15 protein-coding genes and 1 pseudogene are annotated in these 15788 nt (G+C 69.9%); all 16 read left to right on the top strand.

Annotated features, from left to right (window positions below; genetic code table 11):
• Nucleotides 1-99 precede the first annotated feature (99 nt).
• Nucleotides 100-1053 (top strand): annotated as a pseudogene (locus tag ACFU95_RS49160) (replication-associated recombination protein A); the annotation flags it as partial.
• Between the two features lie 305 nt (nucleotides 1054-1358).
• A complete protein-coding gene (rpsD, locus tag ACFU95_RS49165; protein ID WP_383843846.1) occupies nucleotides 1359-1973 on the top strand; it encodes a 30S ribosomal protein S4 in 615 nt (204 codons plus the stop codon).
• Nucleotides 1974-2186: 213 nt separating this feature from the next.
• Nucleotides 2187-2642 carry a DUF948 domain-containing protein gene (locus ACFU95_RS49170; protein ID WP_383843849.1) on the top strand — a complete coding sequence of 152 codons (456 nt, stop codon included), beginning with the start codon at nucleotides 2187-2189 and terminating at the stop codon, nucleotides 2640-2642.
• Nucleotides 2643-2650: 8 nt separating this feature from the next.
• Nucleotides 2651-3001, top strand: coding sequence for a hypothetical protein (locus ACFU95_RS49175; RefSeq protein ID WP_383843852.1), 351 nt, complete (start codon nucleotides 2651-2653; stop codon nucleotides 2999-3001).
• Entirely contained in the window at nucleotides 3001-5673 is a 2673-nt protein-coding gene (gene alaS, locus ACFU95_RS49180; RefSeq protein WP_383843855.1) for an alanine--tRNA ligase, read from the top strand. The genes ACFU95_RS49175 and alaS overlap by 1 nt, the downstream gene beginning before the upstream one ends.
• On the top strand, nucleotides 5670-6173 hold the full coding sequence (ruvX, locus tag ACFU95_RS49185; RefSeq protein ID WP_383843857.1) for a Holliday junction resolvase RuvX: 504 nt from the start codon (nucleotides 5670-5672) through the stop codon (nucleotides 6171-6173). Before alaS ends, ruvX begins: the two co-directional genes overlap by 4 nt.
• 124 nt (nucleotides 6174-6297) lie before the next feature.
• A complete protein-coding gene (mltG, locus tag ACFU95_RS49190; RefSeq protein WP_383843860.1) occupies nucleotides 6298-8019 on the top strand; it encodes an endolytic transglycosylase MltG in 1722 nt (573 codons plus the stop codon).
• Nucleotides 8000-8839: a shikimate dehydrogenase gene (locus tag ACFU95_RS49195; protein WP_383843863.1), complete on the top strand. Its 840-nt coding sequence runs from the start codon at nucleotides 8000-8002 to the stop codon at nucleotides 8837-8839. The genes mltG and ACFU95_RS49195 overlap by 20 nt, the downstream gene beginning before the upstream one ends.
• 52 nt (nucleotides 8840-8891) lie before the next feature.
• Entirely contained in the window at nucleotides 8892-9236 is a 345-nt protein-coding gene (locus ACFU95_RS49200; protein WP_383843866.1) for a hypothetical protein, read from the top strand.
• 184 nt (nucleotides 9237-9420) lie between these two features.
• Nucleotides 9421-10605 (top strand): chorismate synthase, encoded by a 1185-nt coding sequence (aroC, locus tag ACFU95_RS49205; protein ID WP_383843869.1) that lies wholly within the window; start codon nucleotides 9421-9423, stop codon nucleotides 10603-10605.
• Between the two features lie 32 nt (nucleotides 10606-10637).
• A complete protein-coding gene (locus tag ACFU95_RS49210) occupies nucleotides 10638-11120 on the top strand; it encodes a shikimate kinase (protein ID WP_383843883.1) in 483 nt (160 codons plus the stop codon).
• A complete protein-coding gene (gene aroB / locus ACFU95_RS49215) occupies nucleotides 11117-12208 on the top strand; it encodes a 3-dehydroquinate synthase (protein WP_383843872.1) in 1092 nt (363 codons plus the stop codon). Before ACFU95_RS49210 ends, aroB begins: the two co-directional genes overlap by 4 nt.
• A gap of 199 nt (nucleotides 12209-12407) precedes the next feature.
• Complete coding sequence (locus tag ACFU95_RS49220; protein ID WP_383843875.1) at nucleotides 12408-13298, top strand: Pro-rich N-terminal domain-containing protein; 891 nt, start codon at nucleotides 12408-12410, stop codon at nucleotides 13296-13298.
• A 284-nt stretch (nucleotides 13299-13582) separates the two neighbouring features.
• Complete coding sequence (locus ACFU95_RS49225) at nucleotides 13583-14689, top strand: aminopeptidase P family protein (RefSeq protein ID WP_383843877.1); 1107 nt, start codon at nucleotides 13583-13585, stop codon at nucleotides 14687-14689.
• Between the two features lie 51 nt (nucleotides 14690-14740).
• Nucleotides 14741-15307: an elongation factor P gene (efp, locus tag ACFU95_RS49230; RefSeq protein WP_020938844.1), complete on the top strand. Its 567-nt coding sequence runs from the start codon at nucleotides 14741-14743 to the stop codon at nucleotides 15305-15307.
• Between the two features lie 2 nt (nucleotides 15308-15309).
• Nucleotides 15310-15744, top strand: a complete 435-nt coding sequence (gene nusB / locus ACFU95_RS49235) for a transcription antitermination factor NusB (protein ID WP_383843880.1) — start codon at nucleotides 15310-15312, stop codon at nucleotides 15742-15744.
• The last annotated feature ends 44 nt before the right edge of the window (nucleotides 15745-15788 follow it).

The raw sequence follows: 15788 nt of genomic DNA on the forward strand, positions 1-15788 counted from the left end.
GTCATGATCCTCAACATGGGAGCCCGCGCCATCGCGCGCTGGAAGGCTCCCAAGACGGGCCGCTGACGCGGCCGATCAGCGACCCGATCCTTCCGAAAGAAGCAGGACTCCCTCCTCCCGGCCGTGGAGAACCGCTGGGTGACCCTGATCGCGGCGACCACCGAGAACCCGTACTTCTCGATCATCTCCCCGTTGCTGTCCCGCTCCCTGCTCCTCACCCTCGAACCCCTCACCGATGACGACGTCAGGAGCCTGCTGCGGCGGGCGCAGGGCGACGAGCGCGGCCTGAAGGACGCCGTCGCCCTCCCCGAGGACACCGAGGAGCACCTGCTGCGGATCGCCGGCGGCGACGCCCGCCGGGCCCTGACGGCCCTGGAGGCCGCTGCCGGGGCCGCCCTGGACCAGGGCGAGACCGAGATCAGCCTCTCGACACTGGAGCAGACCGTCGACCGGGCGGCGGTGAAGTACGACCGCGACGGCGACCAGCACTACGACGTCGCCAGCGCCCTCATCAAGTCCATCCGCGGCTCCGACGTCGACGCCGCCCTGCACTACCTGGCCCGGATGATCGAGGCCGGCGAGGACCCCCGCTTCATCGCCCGCCGCCTGATGATCTCGGCCAGCGAGGACATCGGCCTCGCCGACCCGAACGCCCTGCCGATCGCGGTCGCCGCCGCCCAGGCCGTCGCCATGATCGGCTTCCCCGAGGCCGCCCTCACCCTCAGTCACGCCACGATCGCCCTCGCCCTCGCCCCCAAGTCCAACGCCGCGACCACGGCGATCGGCGCCGCCCTGGAGGACGTACGCAAGGGACAGGCCGGACCCGTGCCGCCGCACCTGCGGGACGGGCACTACAAGGGCGCCGCCAAGCTCGGGCACGCACAGGGGTACGTGTATCCGCACGACCTGGCCGAGGGCATCGCCGAGCAGCAGTACGCCCCGGAGGCCCTCAAGGACCGCGAGTACTACACCCCGACCCGGCACGGCGCCGAGGCGCGGTACGCGGACGCCGTCGAGTGGACCAGACAGCGCCTCGGTCGGAAGCGGTCCTGAGCACCCTGTAGAATCCGTCGAAGTGCTGTGTCCCGTGCAGTCAGAACGGGACGGTCAGCCGGAGACCCGGTCCTCGCGGACCGACTCCAGGAGCGTCGCGCACCGTCGAAACGGTGTCGCGGGCAGCCCACCACCACTCGTCGCACGACGGGAACGGTCGGTGGGCCACTCGCGTGCTGCACGTATGTGCCCAGACCAGGGGAGCGGCTGCCCACCACGTCCTTCGCCGGACGAGGCGGGTTTCCCCGGCTGCGGATGCGACCTCCCTCCACCCTGACAAGCCGAGAACCAGGAAAGAGAAACAAGTGGCGAACCAGTCCCGCCCCAAGGTCAAGAAGTCGCGTGCCCTCGGCATCGCGCTGACCCCGAAGGCCGTCAAGTACTTCGAGGCCCGTCCCTACCCGCCGGGTGAGCACGGCCGTGGCCGCAAGCAGAACTCGGACTACAAGGTCCGTCTGCTGGAGAAGCAGCGTCTGCGTGCGCAGTACGACGTGTCCGAGCGTCAGCTCGTCCGCGCCTACGAGCGTGCCGCCAAGACGCAGGGCAAGACCGGTGAGGCCCTGGTCATCGAGCTGGAGCGTCGTCTCGACGCCCTGGTTCTGCGTTCGGGCATCGCCCGCACGATCTACCAGGCCCGTCAGATGGTCGTTCACGGCCACATCGAGGTCAACGGCGGCAAGGTCGACAAGCCGTCGTTCCGCGTCCGTCCCGACGACGTCGTGATGGTCCGCGAGCGCAGCCGTGAGAAGACCCTCTTCTCCATCGCCCGTGAGGGTGGCTTCGCCCCCGAGGGCGAGACCCCGCGCTACCTCCAGGTGAACCTCAAGGCCCTGGCGTTCCGCCTGGACCGTGAGCCGAACCGCAAGGAGATCCCGGTGATCTGCGACGAGCAGCTCGTCGTTGAGTACTACGCCCGTTGATCTTTCGACGGTCGTAGGACTTCTGCGCCTGAAGCCCGTCGTCCCGCCGCCCTTCCGGGTGCGCGAGGCGGCGGGTTTTCGCATGGCGCCGCTCCTCGCGACTCGGCTCCCGCGCGGGCGGCAATCCGGTGTGGAGCGGCATCCCCGGCGCGATAGGCTCGGTGCACGACTTTTTCGATGTAGACCGATGTAGAGGCACGTTTCAGGGAGCGGGTGCACACAGTGTCCGGTGGAGAGGTGGCCGGGATCCTGGTGGCCGTCTTCTGGGCGATTCTGGTCTCCTTCCTCGCCGTCGCGTTGGCGAGGCTGGCCCAGACGCTCAGGGCGACCACCAAGCTGGTGGCGGACGTGACCGACCAGGCCGTCCCGCTCCTGGCAGAAGCCTCCTCGGCCGTGCGCTCCGCCCAGACCCAGATCGACCGGGTCGACGCGATCGCCTCCGACGTCCAGGAGGTCACGTCGAACGCCTCCGCGCTGTCGACCACCGTCGCCTCCACCTTCGGCGGCCCCCTGGTCAAGGTCGCGGCCTTCGGCTACGGCGTGCGCCGTGCCCTCGGTGGCCGCAAGGACGACGAACCCGCCAAGGCGCCCCGGCGCACCGTGATCGTGGGCCGCACGGTTGCGGCGTCGCGCCGGGGCAAGCGAAACCTCCGCGGAAAGAGGGACTGAGACCCAGCATGTTCCGCCGAACGTTCTGGTTCACCACGGGCGTCGCCGCCGGTGTGTGGGCCACCACCAAGGTCAACCGGAAGCTGAAGCAGCTGACCCCCGAGAGCCTCGCCGCGACCGCGACGAACAAGGCGCTCGAGGCGGGTCACCGGCTCAAGGACCGCGCGGTGGGCTTCGCCCTCGACGTCCGCGACAACATGGCTCTGCGGGAGGCCGAGCTCGAAGAGGCCCTGGGCATCCAGGATTCCACCGAACTTCCCGCGCCCCGGCGCTACACCGCCATCGAGAACCGCAACAAGCCGAAGACGTACGTCATCGACAACACGACGTACACGGACAACCGAAACGAGGACCACTGATGGAGTCGGCCGAGATCCGCCGCCGCTGGCTGAGCTTCTACGAGGAGCGCGGTCACACCGTCGTCCCTTCGGCGTCGCTCATCGCGGACGACCCGACTCTGCTCCTGGTCCCCGCCGGCATGGTGCCCTTCAAGCCCTACTTCCTCGGTGAGGTCAAGCCGCCGTGGGCGCGTGCCACCAGCGTGCAGAAGTGCGTGCGTACCCCCGACATCGAAGAGGTCGGCAAGACCACCCGCCACGGCACGTTCTTCCAGATGTGCGGCAACTTCTCGTTCGGTGACTACTTCAAGGAAGGCGCCATCAAGTACGCCTGGGAGCTGCTCACCAGCCCCCAGGACAAGGGTGGTTACGGCCTGGAGCCGGAGAAGCTCTGGATCACCGTCTACCTGGAGGACGACGAGGCCGAGCGCATCTGGCACGAGGTCGTCGGCGTGCCGAAGGAGCGCATCCAGCGCCTGGGCATGAAGGACAACTACTGGTCCATGGGCGTCCCCGGCCCGTGCGGTCCCTGCTCCGAGATCAACTACGACCGCGGCCCCGAGTTCGGCGTCGAGGGCGGCCCCGCCGTCAACGACGAGCGGTACGTGGAGATCTGGAACCTCGTCTTCATGCAGTACGAGCGGGGCGCCGGCATCGGCAAGGACAACTTCGAGATCCTCGGCGAGCTCCCGAGCAAGAACATCGACACCGGCCTCGGCCTGGAGCGCCTCGCCATGATTCTGCAGGGTGTGCAGAACATGTACGAGATCGACACCTCCATGGCCGTCATCAAGAAGGCCACCGAGCTGACGGGTGTGGCGTACGGCGACGCCCACGCCTCGGACGTGTCCCTCCGCGTGGTCACCGACCACATGCGTACGTCCGTCATGCTCATCGGCGACGGCGTGACCCCCGGCAACGAGGGCCGTGGCTACGTGCTGCGCCGCATCATGCGCCGCGCGATCCGCAACATGCGTCTGCTCGGCGCCACCGGCCCGGTCGTGAAGGACCTCATCGACACCGTCGTCGGGATGATGGGCCAGCAGTACCCGGAGCTCGTCACCGACCGCGAGCGCATCGAGAAGGTCGCCCTCGCCGAGGAGAACGCCTTCCTCAAGACGCTGAAGGCCGGCACCAACATCCTCGACACGGCCGTCACCGACACCAAGGCCGCGGGTTCCACCGTCCTGGCCGGCGACAAGGCCTTCCTGCTCCACGACACCTGGGGCTTCCCGATCGACCTCACCCTCGAAATGGCTGCCGAGCAGGGGCTTTCCGTGGACGAGGACGGTTTCCGCCGCCTGATGAAGGAGCAGCGGGAGCGCGCCAAGGCCGACGCCCAGGCCAAGAAGACCGGCCACGCCGGCGCCGGCGCCTACCGGGAGATCGCCGACAAGGTCGGCGAGACCGAGTTCATCGGCTACGGCGACACCGAGGGCGAGTCCACCATCGTCGGCATCCTCGTCGACGGCGCCTCCTCTCCGGCCGCCACCGAGGGCGACGAGGTCGAGATCGTCCTCGACCGCACCCCGTTCTACGCCGAGGGCGGCGGCCAGATCGGCGACACCGGCCGCATCAAGGTCGACACCGGTGCCGTCATCGAGATCCGCGACTGCCAGAAGCCCGTCCCGGGTGTGTACGTCCACAAGGGCGTCGTCCAGTTCGGCGAGGTGACGGTCGGTGCCAAGGCCCACGCCTCCATCGACTCGCTGCGCCGCCGCGCCATCGCCCGCGCCCACTCGGCCACCCACCTCACCCACCAGGCCCTGCGCGACGCCCTCGGCCCGACGGCCGCCCAGGCCGGTTCCGAGAACCAGCCCGGCCGCTTCCGCTTCGACTTCGGTTCGCCGTCCGCCGTCCCGACGGCCGTGATGACCGACGTCGAGCAGAAGATCAACGAGGTGCTCGCCCGCGACCTCGACGTGCACGCCGAGGTCATGGGCATCGACGACGCCAAGAAGCAGGGCGCCATCGCCGAGTTCGGCGAGAAGTACGGCGAGCGGGTCCGTGTGGTGACCATCGGCGACTTCTCCAAGGAGCTGTGCGGCGGCACGCATGTGCACAACACCGCCCAGCTGGGCCTGGTCAAGCTGCTCGGCGAGTCGTCCATCGGTTCCGGTGTGCGCCGTATCGAGGCCCTGGTCGGCGTGGACGCCTACAACTTCCTCGCCCGTGAGCACACGGTCGTCGCCCAGCTCCAGGAGCTGATCAAGGGCCGCCCGGAGGAGCTCCCGGAGAAGGTCTCCGCCATGCTCGGCAAGCTGAAGGACGCCGAGAAGGAGATCGAGAAGTTCCGCGCCGAAAAGGTGCTCCAGGCCGCGGCCGGTCTCGCCGAGTCCGCCAAGGACGTCCGCGGCATCGCCGTCGTCACCGGTCAGGTCCCTGACGGCACCGCGGCCGACGACCTGCGCAAGCTGGTCCTCGACGTGCGCGGCCGCATCCAGGGCGGGCGCGCCGCCGTGGTCGCCCTCTTCGCGGTCAGCAACGGCAAGCCGCTCACGGTCATCGCCACCAACGAGGCCGCCCGCGAGCGTGGTCTCAAGGCCGGTGACCTGGTCCGTACGGCCGCCAAGACCCTCGGCGGCGGCGGTGGCGGCAAGCCGGACGTCGCCCAGGGCGGCGGGCAGAACCCGGCCGCCGTCGGCGAGGCCGTCGACGCCGTCGAGCGGCTCGTGGCGGAAACGGCCAAGTGAGCGCCGAAGCCCAGACAAGTGGTGACGGCCCCGGCACGCGCCGCGGCCGTCCCCCCGCGATCGACGTCGGCGACGCCCGTATCGACGTCGCCTCGTGCGACCCTGATGGGATCCTCGCCACCCCGGTGGAGACGGTCCCGGGCCGGGACGTCCCGGCAGCTCACCGCCGCCTCAGGCAACTCGTCGAGGAGTACGAGCCGATCGAGGTCGTCGTAGGTCTGCCTCGCTCCCTCAAGGGGGGCGAGGGTCCGGCCGCGGTCAAGGTCAGGGGCTTCACGCAGGAACTGGCACGCATGATCGCGCCCGTACCGGTCAGGCTCGTGGACGAGCGGATGACGACCGTGACGGCCAGTCAGGGACTGCGCGCCTCGGGGGTGAAGTCGAAGAAGGGCCGGTCGGTGATCGACCAGGCGGCCGCTGTGATCATCCTTCAGCAGGCCCTCGAATCCGAACGGGCGTCAGGTAAAGCACCCGGAGAGAGCGTCGAAGTGGTTATCTGATCGCGATACGGTAACGTTCCGCGCGATGCGCCGGTGTTCGAACAGCCGGGGCACAAAGAGAGGCGGGACGGGAACCGGATCTTCAGCAGCCGCGTGACCGCCGCCTCGCGGCTCTAGGGGATCGATGACTGAGTATGGCCGGGGCCCAGGCTCCGAACCGTGGCATCCCGAGGACCCGTTGTTCGGGGACGGCGGATGGGAAGGGCAGCAGGCCCACGCGGGCCAGCAGGCTGCCTACGGCGGCCAGCCGCAGCACTATCCGGAGCAGTCGCAGCAGCCGCAGCACTACGGCGACTGGGACAACGGCCAGCAGGCCGCATACGGTCAGGCGCAGCAGTACCAGCAGCACGGTCAGCAGTACCCGGAGCAGGGCCAGCAGTACCCGCAGCAGTACGAACAGCAGCAGTACGGGCAGCAGCAGTACCCCGGCCAGGGACAGCAGCCGTACGACAACAACGGCTGGGCCGACGGCACACATGGGCACGCCCAGTACCCCGACCCGGCGGACCCGTACGGCCAGCAGGCCGCGGCGTACGGCGGTGAGCAGCCCGACTACTACGGCAGCCCGGAGGCGTACCCGCCGCCGGCGCCGCCGAGCCGGCGTCAAGCCGAACCGGAGCCACCCCAGACCGACTGGGACCCCGGCCCTGACCAGGGCGAACACGCCTTCTTCGCCGGCGGCGACGAAGGCGAAGACGACTCCGACGACGACTCGGGCGGCGGTCGCGGACGTGGGGACCGTCGCGGCCGGGGCGGAAAGCCCAAGAAGCGGCGCAGCGGGATGGCCTGTCTGGTGGTCGTGCTCATCTTCGGCGGCGGCGTCGCCGGAGTCGGATATTTCGGTTATCAGTTTTACCAAAATCGTTTCGGCGATGCGCCGGACTTCGCGGGTGACGGCACCAGTGAGACGGTGACCGTCGAGATCCCCAAGGGCGCGTTCGGGTCCGTGATCGGTCAGAAGCTCAAGGCGGCCGGCGTCGTGAAGAGCGTCGACGCGTTCGTCGCCGCTCAGCAGCAGAACGCCGACGGGGACAAGATTCAGGCCGGCGCCTACCTGCTGAAGAAGCAGATGTCCGCCGCCAGCGCCGTCGAACTGATGCTCAGCCCCGAAAGTCAGAACAACGTCCTGGTCAGGCCCGGCGAGCGCAACAAGACCGTCTACAAGGCGATCGACGAAAAGCTCGAATTGTCGTCCGGAACCACCGAGAAGGCGGCCGAGGACAAATACAAGAGCCTCGGACTTCCGAGCTGGGCGAACAGCAACAACGAGATCAAGGATCCGTTGGAGGGCTTCCTCTACCCCGGCACCTACCCTGCCGCCAAGGGAATGAAGCCCGAGTCGGTCCTCAAGGGAATGGTCACCCAGGCCGCGAACAAGTACGACGAGCTGGGCCTGGAGGCCAAGGCCAAGGCTCTCAAGCTGGACAACCCGTTGCAGGTCATCACGGTCGCCAGCCTCGTCCAGGCCGAGGGCAAGACCGACGACGACTACCGCAAGATGGCGGAGGTGGTCTACAACCGCCTCGACCTGGCGAATCCCGAGACCTACGGTGCCCTTCAGTTCGACTCGACCTTCAATTACCTGAAGGGTCAGAGCAACATCGACATCAGCGAGTCGGAGATCAAGAGCAACCAGGACCCGTACAACACGTACACGCAGAAGGGTCTGCCGCCCGGTCCGATCGACAACCCGGGCGAGGGTGCGCTGAAGGGGACGCTGAATCCGACCAACCAGGGTTGGTACTACTTCGTGGCGACCGACGGCGTGAACAGGACCGAATTCGCCAAGACCCACGACGATTTCTTGAAGCTCAAGGACAAGTTCAATGAGAGCAGGGGCAACTGACGCCCGCCGGGCCGCCGTACTGGGTTCGCCCATCGCCCACTCCCTCTCCCCGGTGCTGCACCGCGCCGCCTACGGGGAACTCGGGCTCACAAGCTGGTCGTACGACCGGTTCGAGATCGACGAAGCCGCACTGCCCGGGTTCCTCGCGGAACTCGGACCGGAGTGGGCCGGCTTGTCGTTGACCATGCCGCTCAAGCGGGCCGTCATCCCGCTGCTCGACGAGATCAGCGAGACGGCGGCCTCCGTCGAGGCGGTCAACACCGTCGTCTTCACCAAGGACGGCCGCCGCGTCGGCGACAACACCGACATCCCCGGGATGGTCGCCGCACTGCGGGAGCGCGGCATCGAACAGGTCGACTCGGCGGCCATCCTCGGAGCGGGCGCCACGGCGTCCTCCGCGCTGGCCGCACTCGCGCGCGTCTGCACCGGTGAGATCGTCGCCTACGTACGCAGCGAGGCCCGCGCGGCCGAGATGCGGCAGTGGGGCGAGCGCCTCGACGTCGAGATCCGTACGGCGGACTGGGCGGAGGCGGACCGGGCGCTGCGCGCCCCGCTGGTGATCGCGACCACCCCGGCCGGCACGACGGACGCCCTGGCCGCGTCCGTACCGGAGCGCCCTGCCACCCTGTTCGACGTGCTCTACGACCCCTGGCCGACCGCCCTCGCGGCTCGGTGGTCCATGTACGGCGGAGCCGTCGTCAGCGGGCTCGACCTGCTCGTGCACCAGGCGGTGTTGCAGGTGGAGCAGATGACCGGCCGTGTCGCGGTGCCCGTCGAGGCCATGCGAAATGCGGGGGAGCGCGCTCTCGAGGCCCGCTAGGATCCCCTGAGTTCCGCGAGGGGGCGGAGCAGAACAAGGGGGAGTACCAGACGTGTCCAGTGGTGTGCCGATGGCGTCCGGTAAGGGCGAGATATTCGAGATCGTCCTGCAGTTCATGCCGGACTGGGTACAGATCCCCGTGCTGGTCCTGATCGTGCTTCTCGTCGTCGGGTCGTGGGTCTTCAAGCTGAAGCGCAAGATCGACCGTCGGCGTGCGGCACGCGCGGGACAGGCCGTCCAGGTGGCGGCGGCGCAGCACGGGCAGGGCCGCGGCTCCGACTATCTGGGGCCGTACGCTCCCCAGCAGGCCGCGCCGCAGCCGGCTCCGCAGCCGAGCGGTGCGGATTTCCTCGGGGCTTACGCGCCGCAACAGGGCCGGGGCAACGGCTCCGTGTGATCCGCTCCGGGGCCAGGCGCCGCCGTACCGCCGTCCGCTTGGTGGACCGGCGGCCGGGGACCGGGCCCGGACGTGGGAGGATCGAAGGTGGCGGGCCGGGGCCGCGCACCTGGTGACGCCGTCGACGTACGCGAGGACACGCGTACGCAGGGCAGTACCAGGGCGCGAGCACTGAGGAGCACCGTTGAGCAGGTTGCGCTGGCTGACCGCGGGGGAGTCCCACGGTCCCGCACTCGTGGCGACGCTGGAGGGCCTTCCCGCCGGCGTGCCGATCACCACCGAGATGGTGGCGGACCACCTGGCCCGGCGCCGGCTCGGTTATGGACGCGGTGCGCGCATGAAGTTCGAGCGCGACGAGGTCACCTTCCTCGGCGGCGTCCGGCACGGCCTCACCCTCGGTTCCCCGGTCGCGATCATGGTGGGCAACACCGAGTGGCCGAAGTGGGAGCAGGTCATGGCGGCCGACCCGATCGACCCCGAGATCCTCGCGGGCCTGGCCCGCAACGCGCCGCTGACCCGCCCCCGCCCCGGCCACGCCGACCTCGCGGGCATGCAGAAGTACGGCTTCGACGAGGCCCGGCCGATCCTGGAGCGCGCCTCGGCCCGTGAGACCGCCGCCCGCGTGGCGCTGGGCGCGGTGGCCCGGTCGTACATCAAGGAGACGGCCGGCATCGAGATCGTCAGCCATGTCGTCGAACTGTGCTCCGTGAAGGCCCCGCAGGGCGTGTACCCGACGCCGGCCGACGTCGAGAAGCTGGACGCCGACCCGCTGCGCTGCCTCGACGCCGACGCGTCGAAGGCGATGGTCGCGGAGGTCGACCAGGCCCACAAGGACGGCGACACCCTCGGCGGTGTGGTCGAGATCCTGGCCTACGGCGTGCCCGTCGGCCTCGGCTCGCACGTGCACTGGGACCGCAAGCTGGACGCCCGTCTCGCGGGTGCGCTCATGGGGATCCAGGCGATCAAGGGCGTCGAGCTCGGTGACGGCTTCGAGCTGGCGCGGGTGCCCGGTTCCAAGGCGCACGACGAGATCGTGAACACGCCCGAGGGCATCCGCCGTGTCTCCGGCCGTTCCGGCGGCACCGAGGGTGGCCTCACCACCGGTGAGCTGCTGCGGGTCCGCGCGGCGATGAAGCCGATCGCGACCGTGCCGCGCGCCCTCCAGACGGTCGACGTCACCACCGGCGAGGCCACGCAGGCGCACCACCAGCGCTCCGACGTCTCCGCGGTCCCCGCCGCCGGCATCGTCGCCGAGGCCATGGTGGCCCTCGTACTCGCGGACGCGGTGGCGGAGAAGTTCGGCGGCGACTCGGTGACCGAGACCCGCCGCAATGTGCGGTCGTACCTCGACAACCTGGCCATCCGGTGAGCGCAGCACCCGTGGTCGTCCTGGTCGGTCCGATGGGTGTGGGCAAGTCGACCGTCGGACAGCTGCTGGCCGACCGGCTCGGCGTGGTCTACCGGGACACCGACGACGACATCGTGGCCGAGCAGGGCCGTTCGATCGCCGAGATCTTCGTTGACGAGGGCGAGCCGGCCTTCCGGGCGATCGAGAAGCAGGCCGTGCACCGGGCGCTCGCCGAGCACGAGGGGGTCCTGGCACTCGGCGGCGGTGCGATCCTCGACGCGGACACACGTGCGCTGCTCGCCGGGCAGCGGGTGGCGTACCTGTCGATGGAGGTCGAGGAGGCGGTCAAGCGCACCGGCCTCAACGCCGCCCGTCCGCTGCTCGCGGTCAACCCGCGCAAGCAGTGGCGCGAGCTGATGGAGGCCCGCCGTCATCTGTACGAGGGGGTGGCCACGGCCGTAGTGGCCACCGACGGCCGCACGCCCGAAGAAGTGACCCAAGCGGCCCTGGACGCACTGGAGTTGAAGGACGTATGAGCGAGGCAGTGACGCGGATCCAGGTCGGCGGCACCGCGGGCAGCGAACCCTACGAGGTCCTGGTGGGCCGGCAACTCCTGGGTGAGCTCGGCGGGTTGATCGGTGACAAGGCCCAGCGGGTCGCCGTCCTGCACCCCGAGGCGCTCGCCGAGACCGGCGAGGCGCTGCGGGCCGACCTCGCCGACCAGGGCTACGAGGCCGTCGCCATCCAGGTGCCCAACGCCGAGGAGGCCAAGACCGCAGAGGTCGCCGCCTACTGCTGGAAGGCGCTCGGGCAGTCCGGCTTCACCCGCACCGACGTCGTCGTCGGCGTCGGCGGCGGCGCGACCACCGACCTCGCCGGGTTCGTCGCCGCGACCTGGCTGCGCGGGGTGCGCTGGATCGCCGTACCGACCACCGTGCTCGCGATGGTCGACGCGGCCGTCGGCGGCAAGACCGGCATCAACACCGCCGAGGGCAAGAACCTCGTCGGCGCCTTCCACCCGCCGGCCGGTGTGCTCTGCGACCTGGCCGCACTGGAGTCCCTGCCGGTCAACGACTACGTGTCCGGGCTCGCCGAGATCATCAAGGCGGGCTTCATCGCCGACCCGGCGATCCTGGAGCTCATCGAGTCCGACCCCGAGGCCGCCCGCACCCCCGCGGGCCCGCACACGGCCGAGCTGATCGAACGCTCCATCCGGGTCAAGGCCGAGGTTGTCTCCTCGGACCTGAAGGAGTCCGGCCTGCGGGAGATCCTCAACTACGGCCACACCCTGGGCCACGCGATCGAGAAGAACGAGCGCTACAAGTGGCGGCACGGCGCCGCGGTCTCCGTCGGCATGCACTTCGCCGCCGAACTCGGCCGTCTCGCCGGGCGGTTGGACGACGCGACGGCCGACCGTCACCGCACGATCCTCGAGTCGGTCGGGCTGCCGCTGCACTACCGCTACGACCAGTGGCCCAAGCTGCTGGAGACCATGAAGGTCGACAAGAAGTCCCGCGGCAATCTGCTGCGCTTCATCGTGCTGGACGGCCTGGCCAAGCCGACCGTCCTGGAGGGCCCCGACCCGGCCGTCCTGCTCGCCGCGTACGGCGAAGTCGGCCAGTAAGTCCCCGGAAGCGCGCTTCCGTCCGATTCGCCTGTGGCGATGGGCACTTCGGACCGCCCCCGGCCGTTCACCAAACGGCGGCCGGGGGCGGTACCGTTCGATGGGGTCCCCCGCACGCCTCTCGGTAGTGGGGGAGGGCGGGGTTCACACCCTGCTGCCAGCGCCAATGGCCATGGAAGACGAGACGGAGTGGCACCGGATGCAGCACGCAGTGGGTTCTCCGCTGCCGCCGCCCCACCAGTCGGGGCACGGCTGGACGCCGGCCGCACCACATTCGGGTCCGCCTCACCCGGGTCCGCCTCACCCGGGCACTCACCAGGGGCCTGCCCCGCACGCCCCGCACCAGGGATCCGCGCCCGTGCCCCCGCCGCCCCCGGCACCTGGCTTCACACCCCCCGGGCCGCTCCCTCCCGCGCCCCAGCAGGCCCACGTCTCGCCGACGCCCGAGACCACGGGCCATGTGCCGCTGCCGCCGGGCGGTCCTGTCGGTATGCCGAGCGCCCCGCCCGCCACGACGGCCCCCGACCCGGCGGGCACGACCCTCGCGGTCCTGCTCATCGGTCCGGCCGGGGCCGGCAAGACCAGCGTCGCCAAGTACTGGGCGGACCACCGCCGCGTCCCCACGGCCCACATCAGCCTCGATGATGTACGCGAGTGGGTCCGCTCGGGCTTCGCCGACCCCCAGTCCGGGTGGAACGACAACTCCGAGGCCCAGTACCGCCTCGCCCGCCGCACCTGCGGCTTCGCCGCCCGCAACTTCCTGGCCAACGGCATCTCCTGCATCCTCGACGACGCGGTCTTCCCCGACCGTCCCGTGGTCGGCCTCGGCGGCTGGAAGCGGCACGTGGGCCCCGGCCTCCTCCCCGTCGTCCTGCTCCCGGGCCTGGAGATCGTCCTGGAGCGCAACGCCGAACGCTCGGGCAACCGCCGCCTCACCGACGAGGAGGTCGCCCGCATCCACGGCCGCATGGCGGGCTGGTACGGCTCGGGCCTGCCGATCATCGACAACTCCCAGCTGGACGTCCCACAGACGGCCCAGGTCCTGAACGACGTACTGGCCCGCTCCATCGCAAGCCCCCCGAGCTGGTAGCCGACGTCAGCGGAGCGCTCTTCCGACGGGGCGGGGCCGCGCCCACGTGGGGCTCGGCCGAGTGGGCGCGACAAGCCGCCCTGAGCTGCTGATCGCCCCTGCGGAAGTGTCCCGAGGGGCGCGGGGAACTGCGCGACAAGCCCCCACGAACCCGCAGACGGCACACCACCTCAAGCCGCACCCCCGCCCCCGATCGGCACCCCCACCAACCCGCACAATCCAGGCACCGCCCACTCAGACCCCTTCAACCGGCGCCAACTGAGCGGAGCTCTTACGCTCGGGGCATGTCAGAGGTGTACGCCACCCGCCGATCCAGGCTGAGGGACCGCTGCCAAGCCAGCGGCAGCGCCACCGCGCTGATCTCCCGCCCCGCCAACGTCCGCTACCTCGCGGGCGCCGCCCCGCAGGGCTCCGTGCTGCTCCTCGGCAAGACCGAAGACCTGCTCGTGAGCGCCGGCCCGCTCGACGACCGCCCCAGTGAGGGTCGCCCCGACGAGGCACTGCGGATCCACCCCCTCCCCGGCCCCGGAGGCGACCCCGCCGTCGCGGCGGCCGACCTCGCGTCGGGGCACGGCGGGGTGTCCCTCGCCGTGGAGGAACACCACCTCACCGTGGCCCGCCACCGAGCCATCCGCTCGGTCGTCCCGCGACTGCGCCTCACCGACCTCGGCGGCGCGGTCGAGCAGCTCCGGGTGGTCAAGGACGAGGAGGAGATCTCCTGCCTCAGGATCGGCGCGGAGATCGCCGACCAGGCACTGGGGGAACTCCTCGAATCCATCCTCGTCGGCCGCACCGAACGCCACCTGGCCCTCGAACTCGAACGACGCCTGGTCGATCACGGCGCCGACGGCCCCGCCTTCCCCACCTCGGTCGCCACCGGCCCGAACGCCGGCCGACGGGCCCATCGACCGACCGACCGCCGGGTGGAGGAGGGAGATTTCCTCTCCGTCTGCCTCGGCGCCACGTACCGCGGCTACCGGTGCGAGATCGGCCGTACGTTCGTCATCGGTACGTCCCCCGCCGACTGGCAGATCGAGCTGTACGACCTGGTCTTCGCCGCTCAGCGTGCCGGCCGGGAGTCCCTGGTACCGGGCGCCGCCTACCGTGATGTTGACCGCGCGGCACGTCAGGTGCTGGACTCGGCGGGGTACACGCAAGGTCTACCGGCCCTGACGGGGCACGGTGTGGGACTCGAAATCGACGAGGACCCGCAGTTGGCTCCCGCGGCCATGGGTAAACTGGACGCTTGCGTGCCGGTCACCGTCGAACCGGGGGTCCACCTCCCGGGCCGGGGCGGCGTCCGGATCGATGACACGCTCGTCGTCCGCCCCGAGGCGGACGGCGGACCCGAGCTACTCACCATCACGACCAAGGAGCTGCTCGCACTATAGGCAGGTGCGTGCCCCGGGGTCGTCCACGTCAGTCCAGGAGATTCCGCAACCGTGGCTTCCACGAACGACCTCAAGAACGGCCTGGTGCTCAAGCTCGAAGGCGGCCAGCTCTGGTCCGTCGTCGAGTTCCAGCACGTCAAGCCCGGCAAGGGCCCGGCCTTCGTGCGCACCAAGCTCAAGAACGTGCTCTCCGGCAAGGTCGTCGACAAGACGTTCAACGCCGGCGTCAAGGTCGAGACGGCCACTGTCGACAAGCGCGACATGCAGTTCTCCTACATGGACGGCGACTACTTCGTCTTCATGGACATGGAGACCTACGACCAGCTCATGGTCGACCGCAAGGCCGTCGGCGACGCCGCCAACTTCCTGATCGAGGGCTTCACCGCCACCGTCGCGCAGCACGAGGGCGAGGTGCTCTTCGTCGAGCTGCCGGCCGCCGTCGAGCTCGTCATCCAGGAGACCGAGCCGGGCGTCCAGGGCGACCGCTCCACCGGCGGCACCAAGCCCGCCACGCTGGAGACCGGCCACCAGATCCAGGTCCCGCTCTTCATCACCACCGGTGAGAAGATCAAGGTCGACACCCGTACGAGCGACTACCTCGGCCGGGTGAACAGCTAACCGTGGCTGCTCGCAACACGGCCCGCAAGCGCGCCTTCCAGATCCTCTTCGAGGGCGACCAGCGCGGCGTCGACGTCCTGACGGTCCTCGCGGACTGGGTCCGGCTCTCCCGGACCGACACCCGGCAGCCGCCGGTGAGCGAGTACACGATGCAGCTGGTCGAGGGCTACGCGGAACGCACGAAGCGGATCGACGAGCTGATCGCCCAGTACTCGGTCGGCTGGACGCTCGACCGGATGCCGGTCGTGGACCGCAACATCCTGCGTCTCGGCGCGTATGAGCTGATCTGGGTCGACGAGACTCCGGACGCCGTCGTGCTGGACGAGATGGTGCAGCTGGCGAAGGAGTTCTCGACGGACGAGTCGCCCTCGTTCGTGAACGGTCTGCTCGGCCGGCTCAAGGACCTGAAGCCCTCGCTGCGCCGAGACGAAGCGTAAGGGTCCACGAGGTTTCGAAGAACGCCACAGGGCCCGCAGCGTCC

Source organism: Streptomyces sp. NPDC057623 (genome assembly GCF_042800355.1).
Lineage (GTDB): Bacteria > Actinomycetota > Actinomycetes > Streptomycetales > Streptomycetaceae > Streptomyces.

Bases quoted from the DNA above. Each gene is read 5' to 3' on its own strand.
- ACFU95_RS49210 (WP_383843883.1), top strand. From the start codon at position 10,638: ATGGGTGTGGGCAAGTCGACCGTCGGACAGCTGCTGGCCGACCGGCTC.
- ACFU95_RS49220 (WP_383843875.1), top strand. From the start codon at position 12,408: ATGCAGCACGCAGTGGGTTCTCCGCTGCCGCCGCCCCACCAGTCGGGG.
- aroB (WP_383843872.1), top strand. From the start codon at position 11,117: ATGAGCGAGGCAGTGACGCGGATCCAGGTCGGCGGCACCGCGGGCAGC.
- ACFU95_RS49225 (WP_383843877.1), top strand. From the start codon at position 13,583: ATGTCAGAGGTGTACGCCACCCGCCGATCCAGGCTGAGGGACCGCTGC.
- alaS (WP_383843855.1), top strand. From the start codon at position 3,001: ATGGAGTCGGCCGAGATCCGCCGCCGCTGGCTGAGCTTCTACGAGGAG.
- mltG (WP_383843860.1), top strand. From the start codon at position 6,298: ATGACTGAGTATGGCCGGGGCCCAGGCTCCGAACCGTGGCATCCCGAG.
- ACFU95_RS49195 (WP_383843863.1), top strand. From the start codon at position 8,000: ATGAGAGCAGGGGCAACTGACGCCCGCCGGGCCGCCGTACTGGGTTCG.
- ACFU95_RS49175 (WP_383843852.1), top strand. From the start codon at position 2,651: ATGTTCCGCCGAACGTTCTGGTTCACCACGGGCGTCGCCGCCGGTGTG.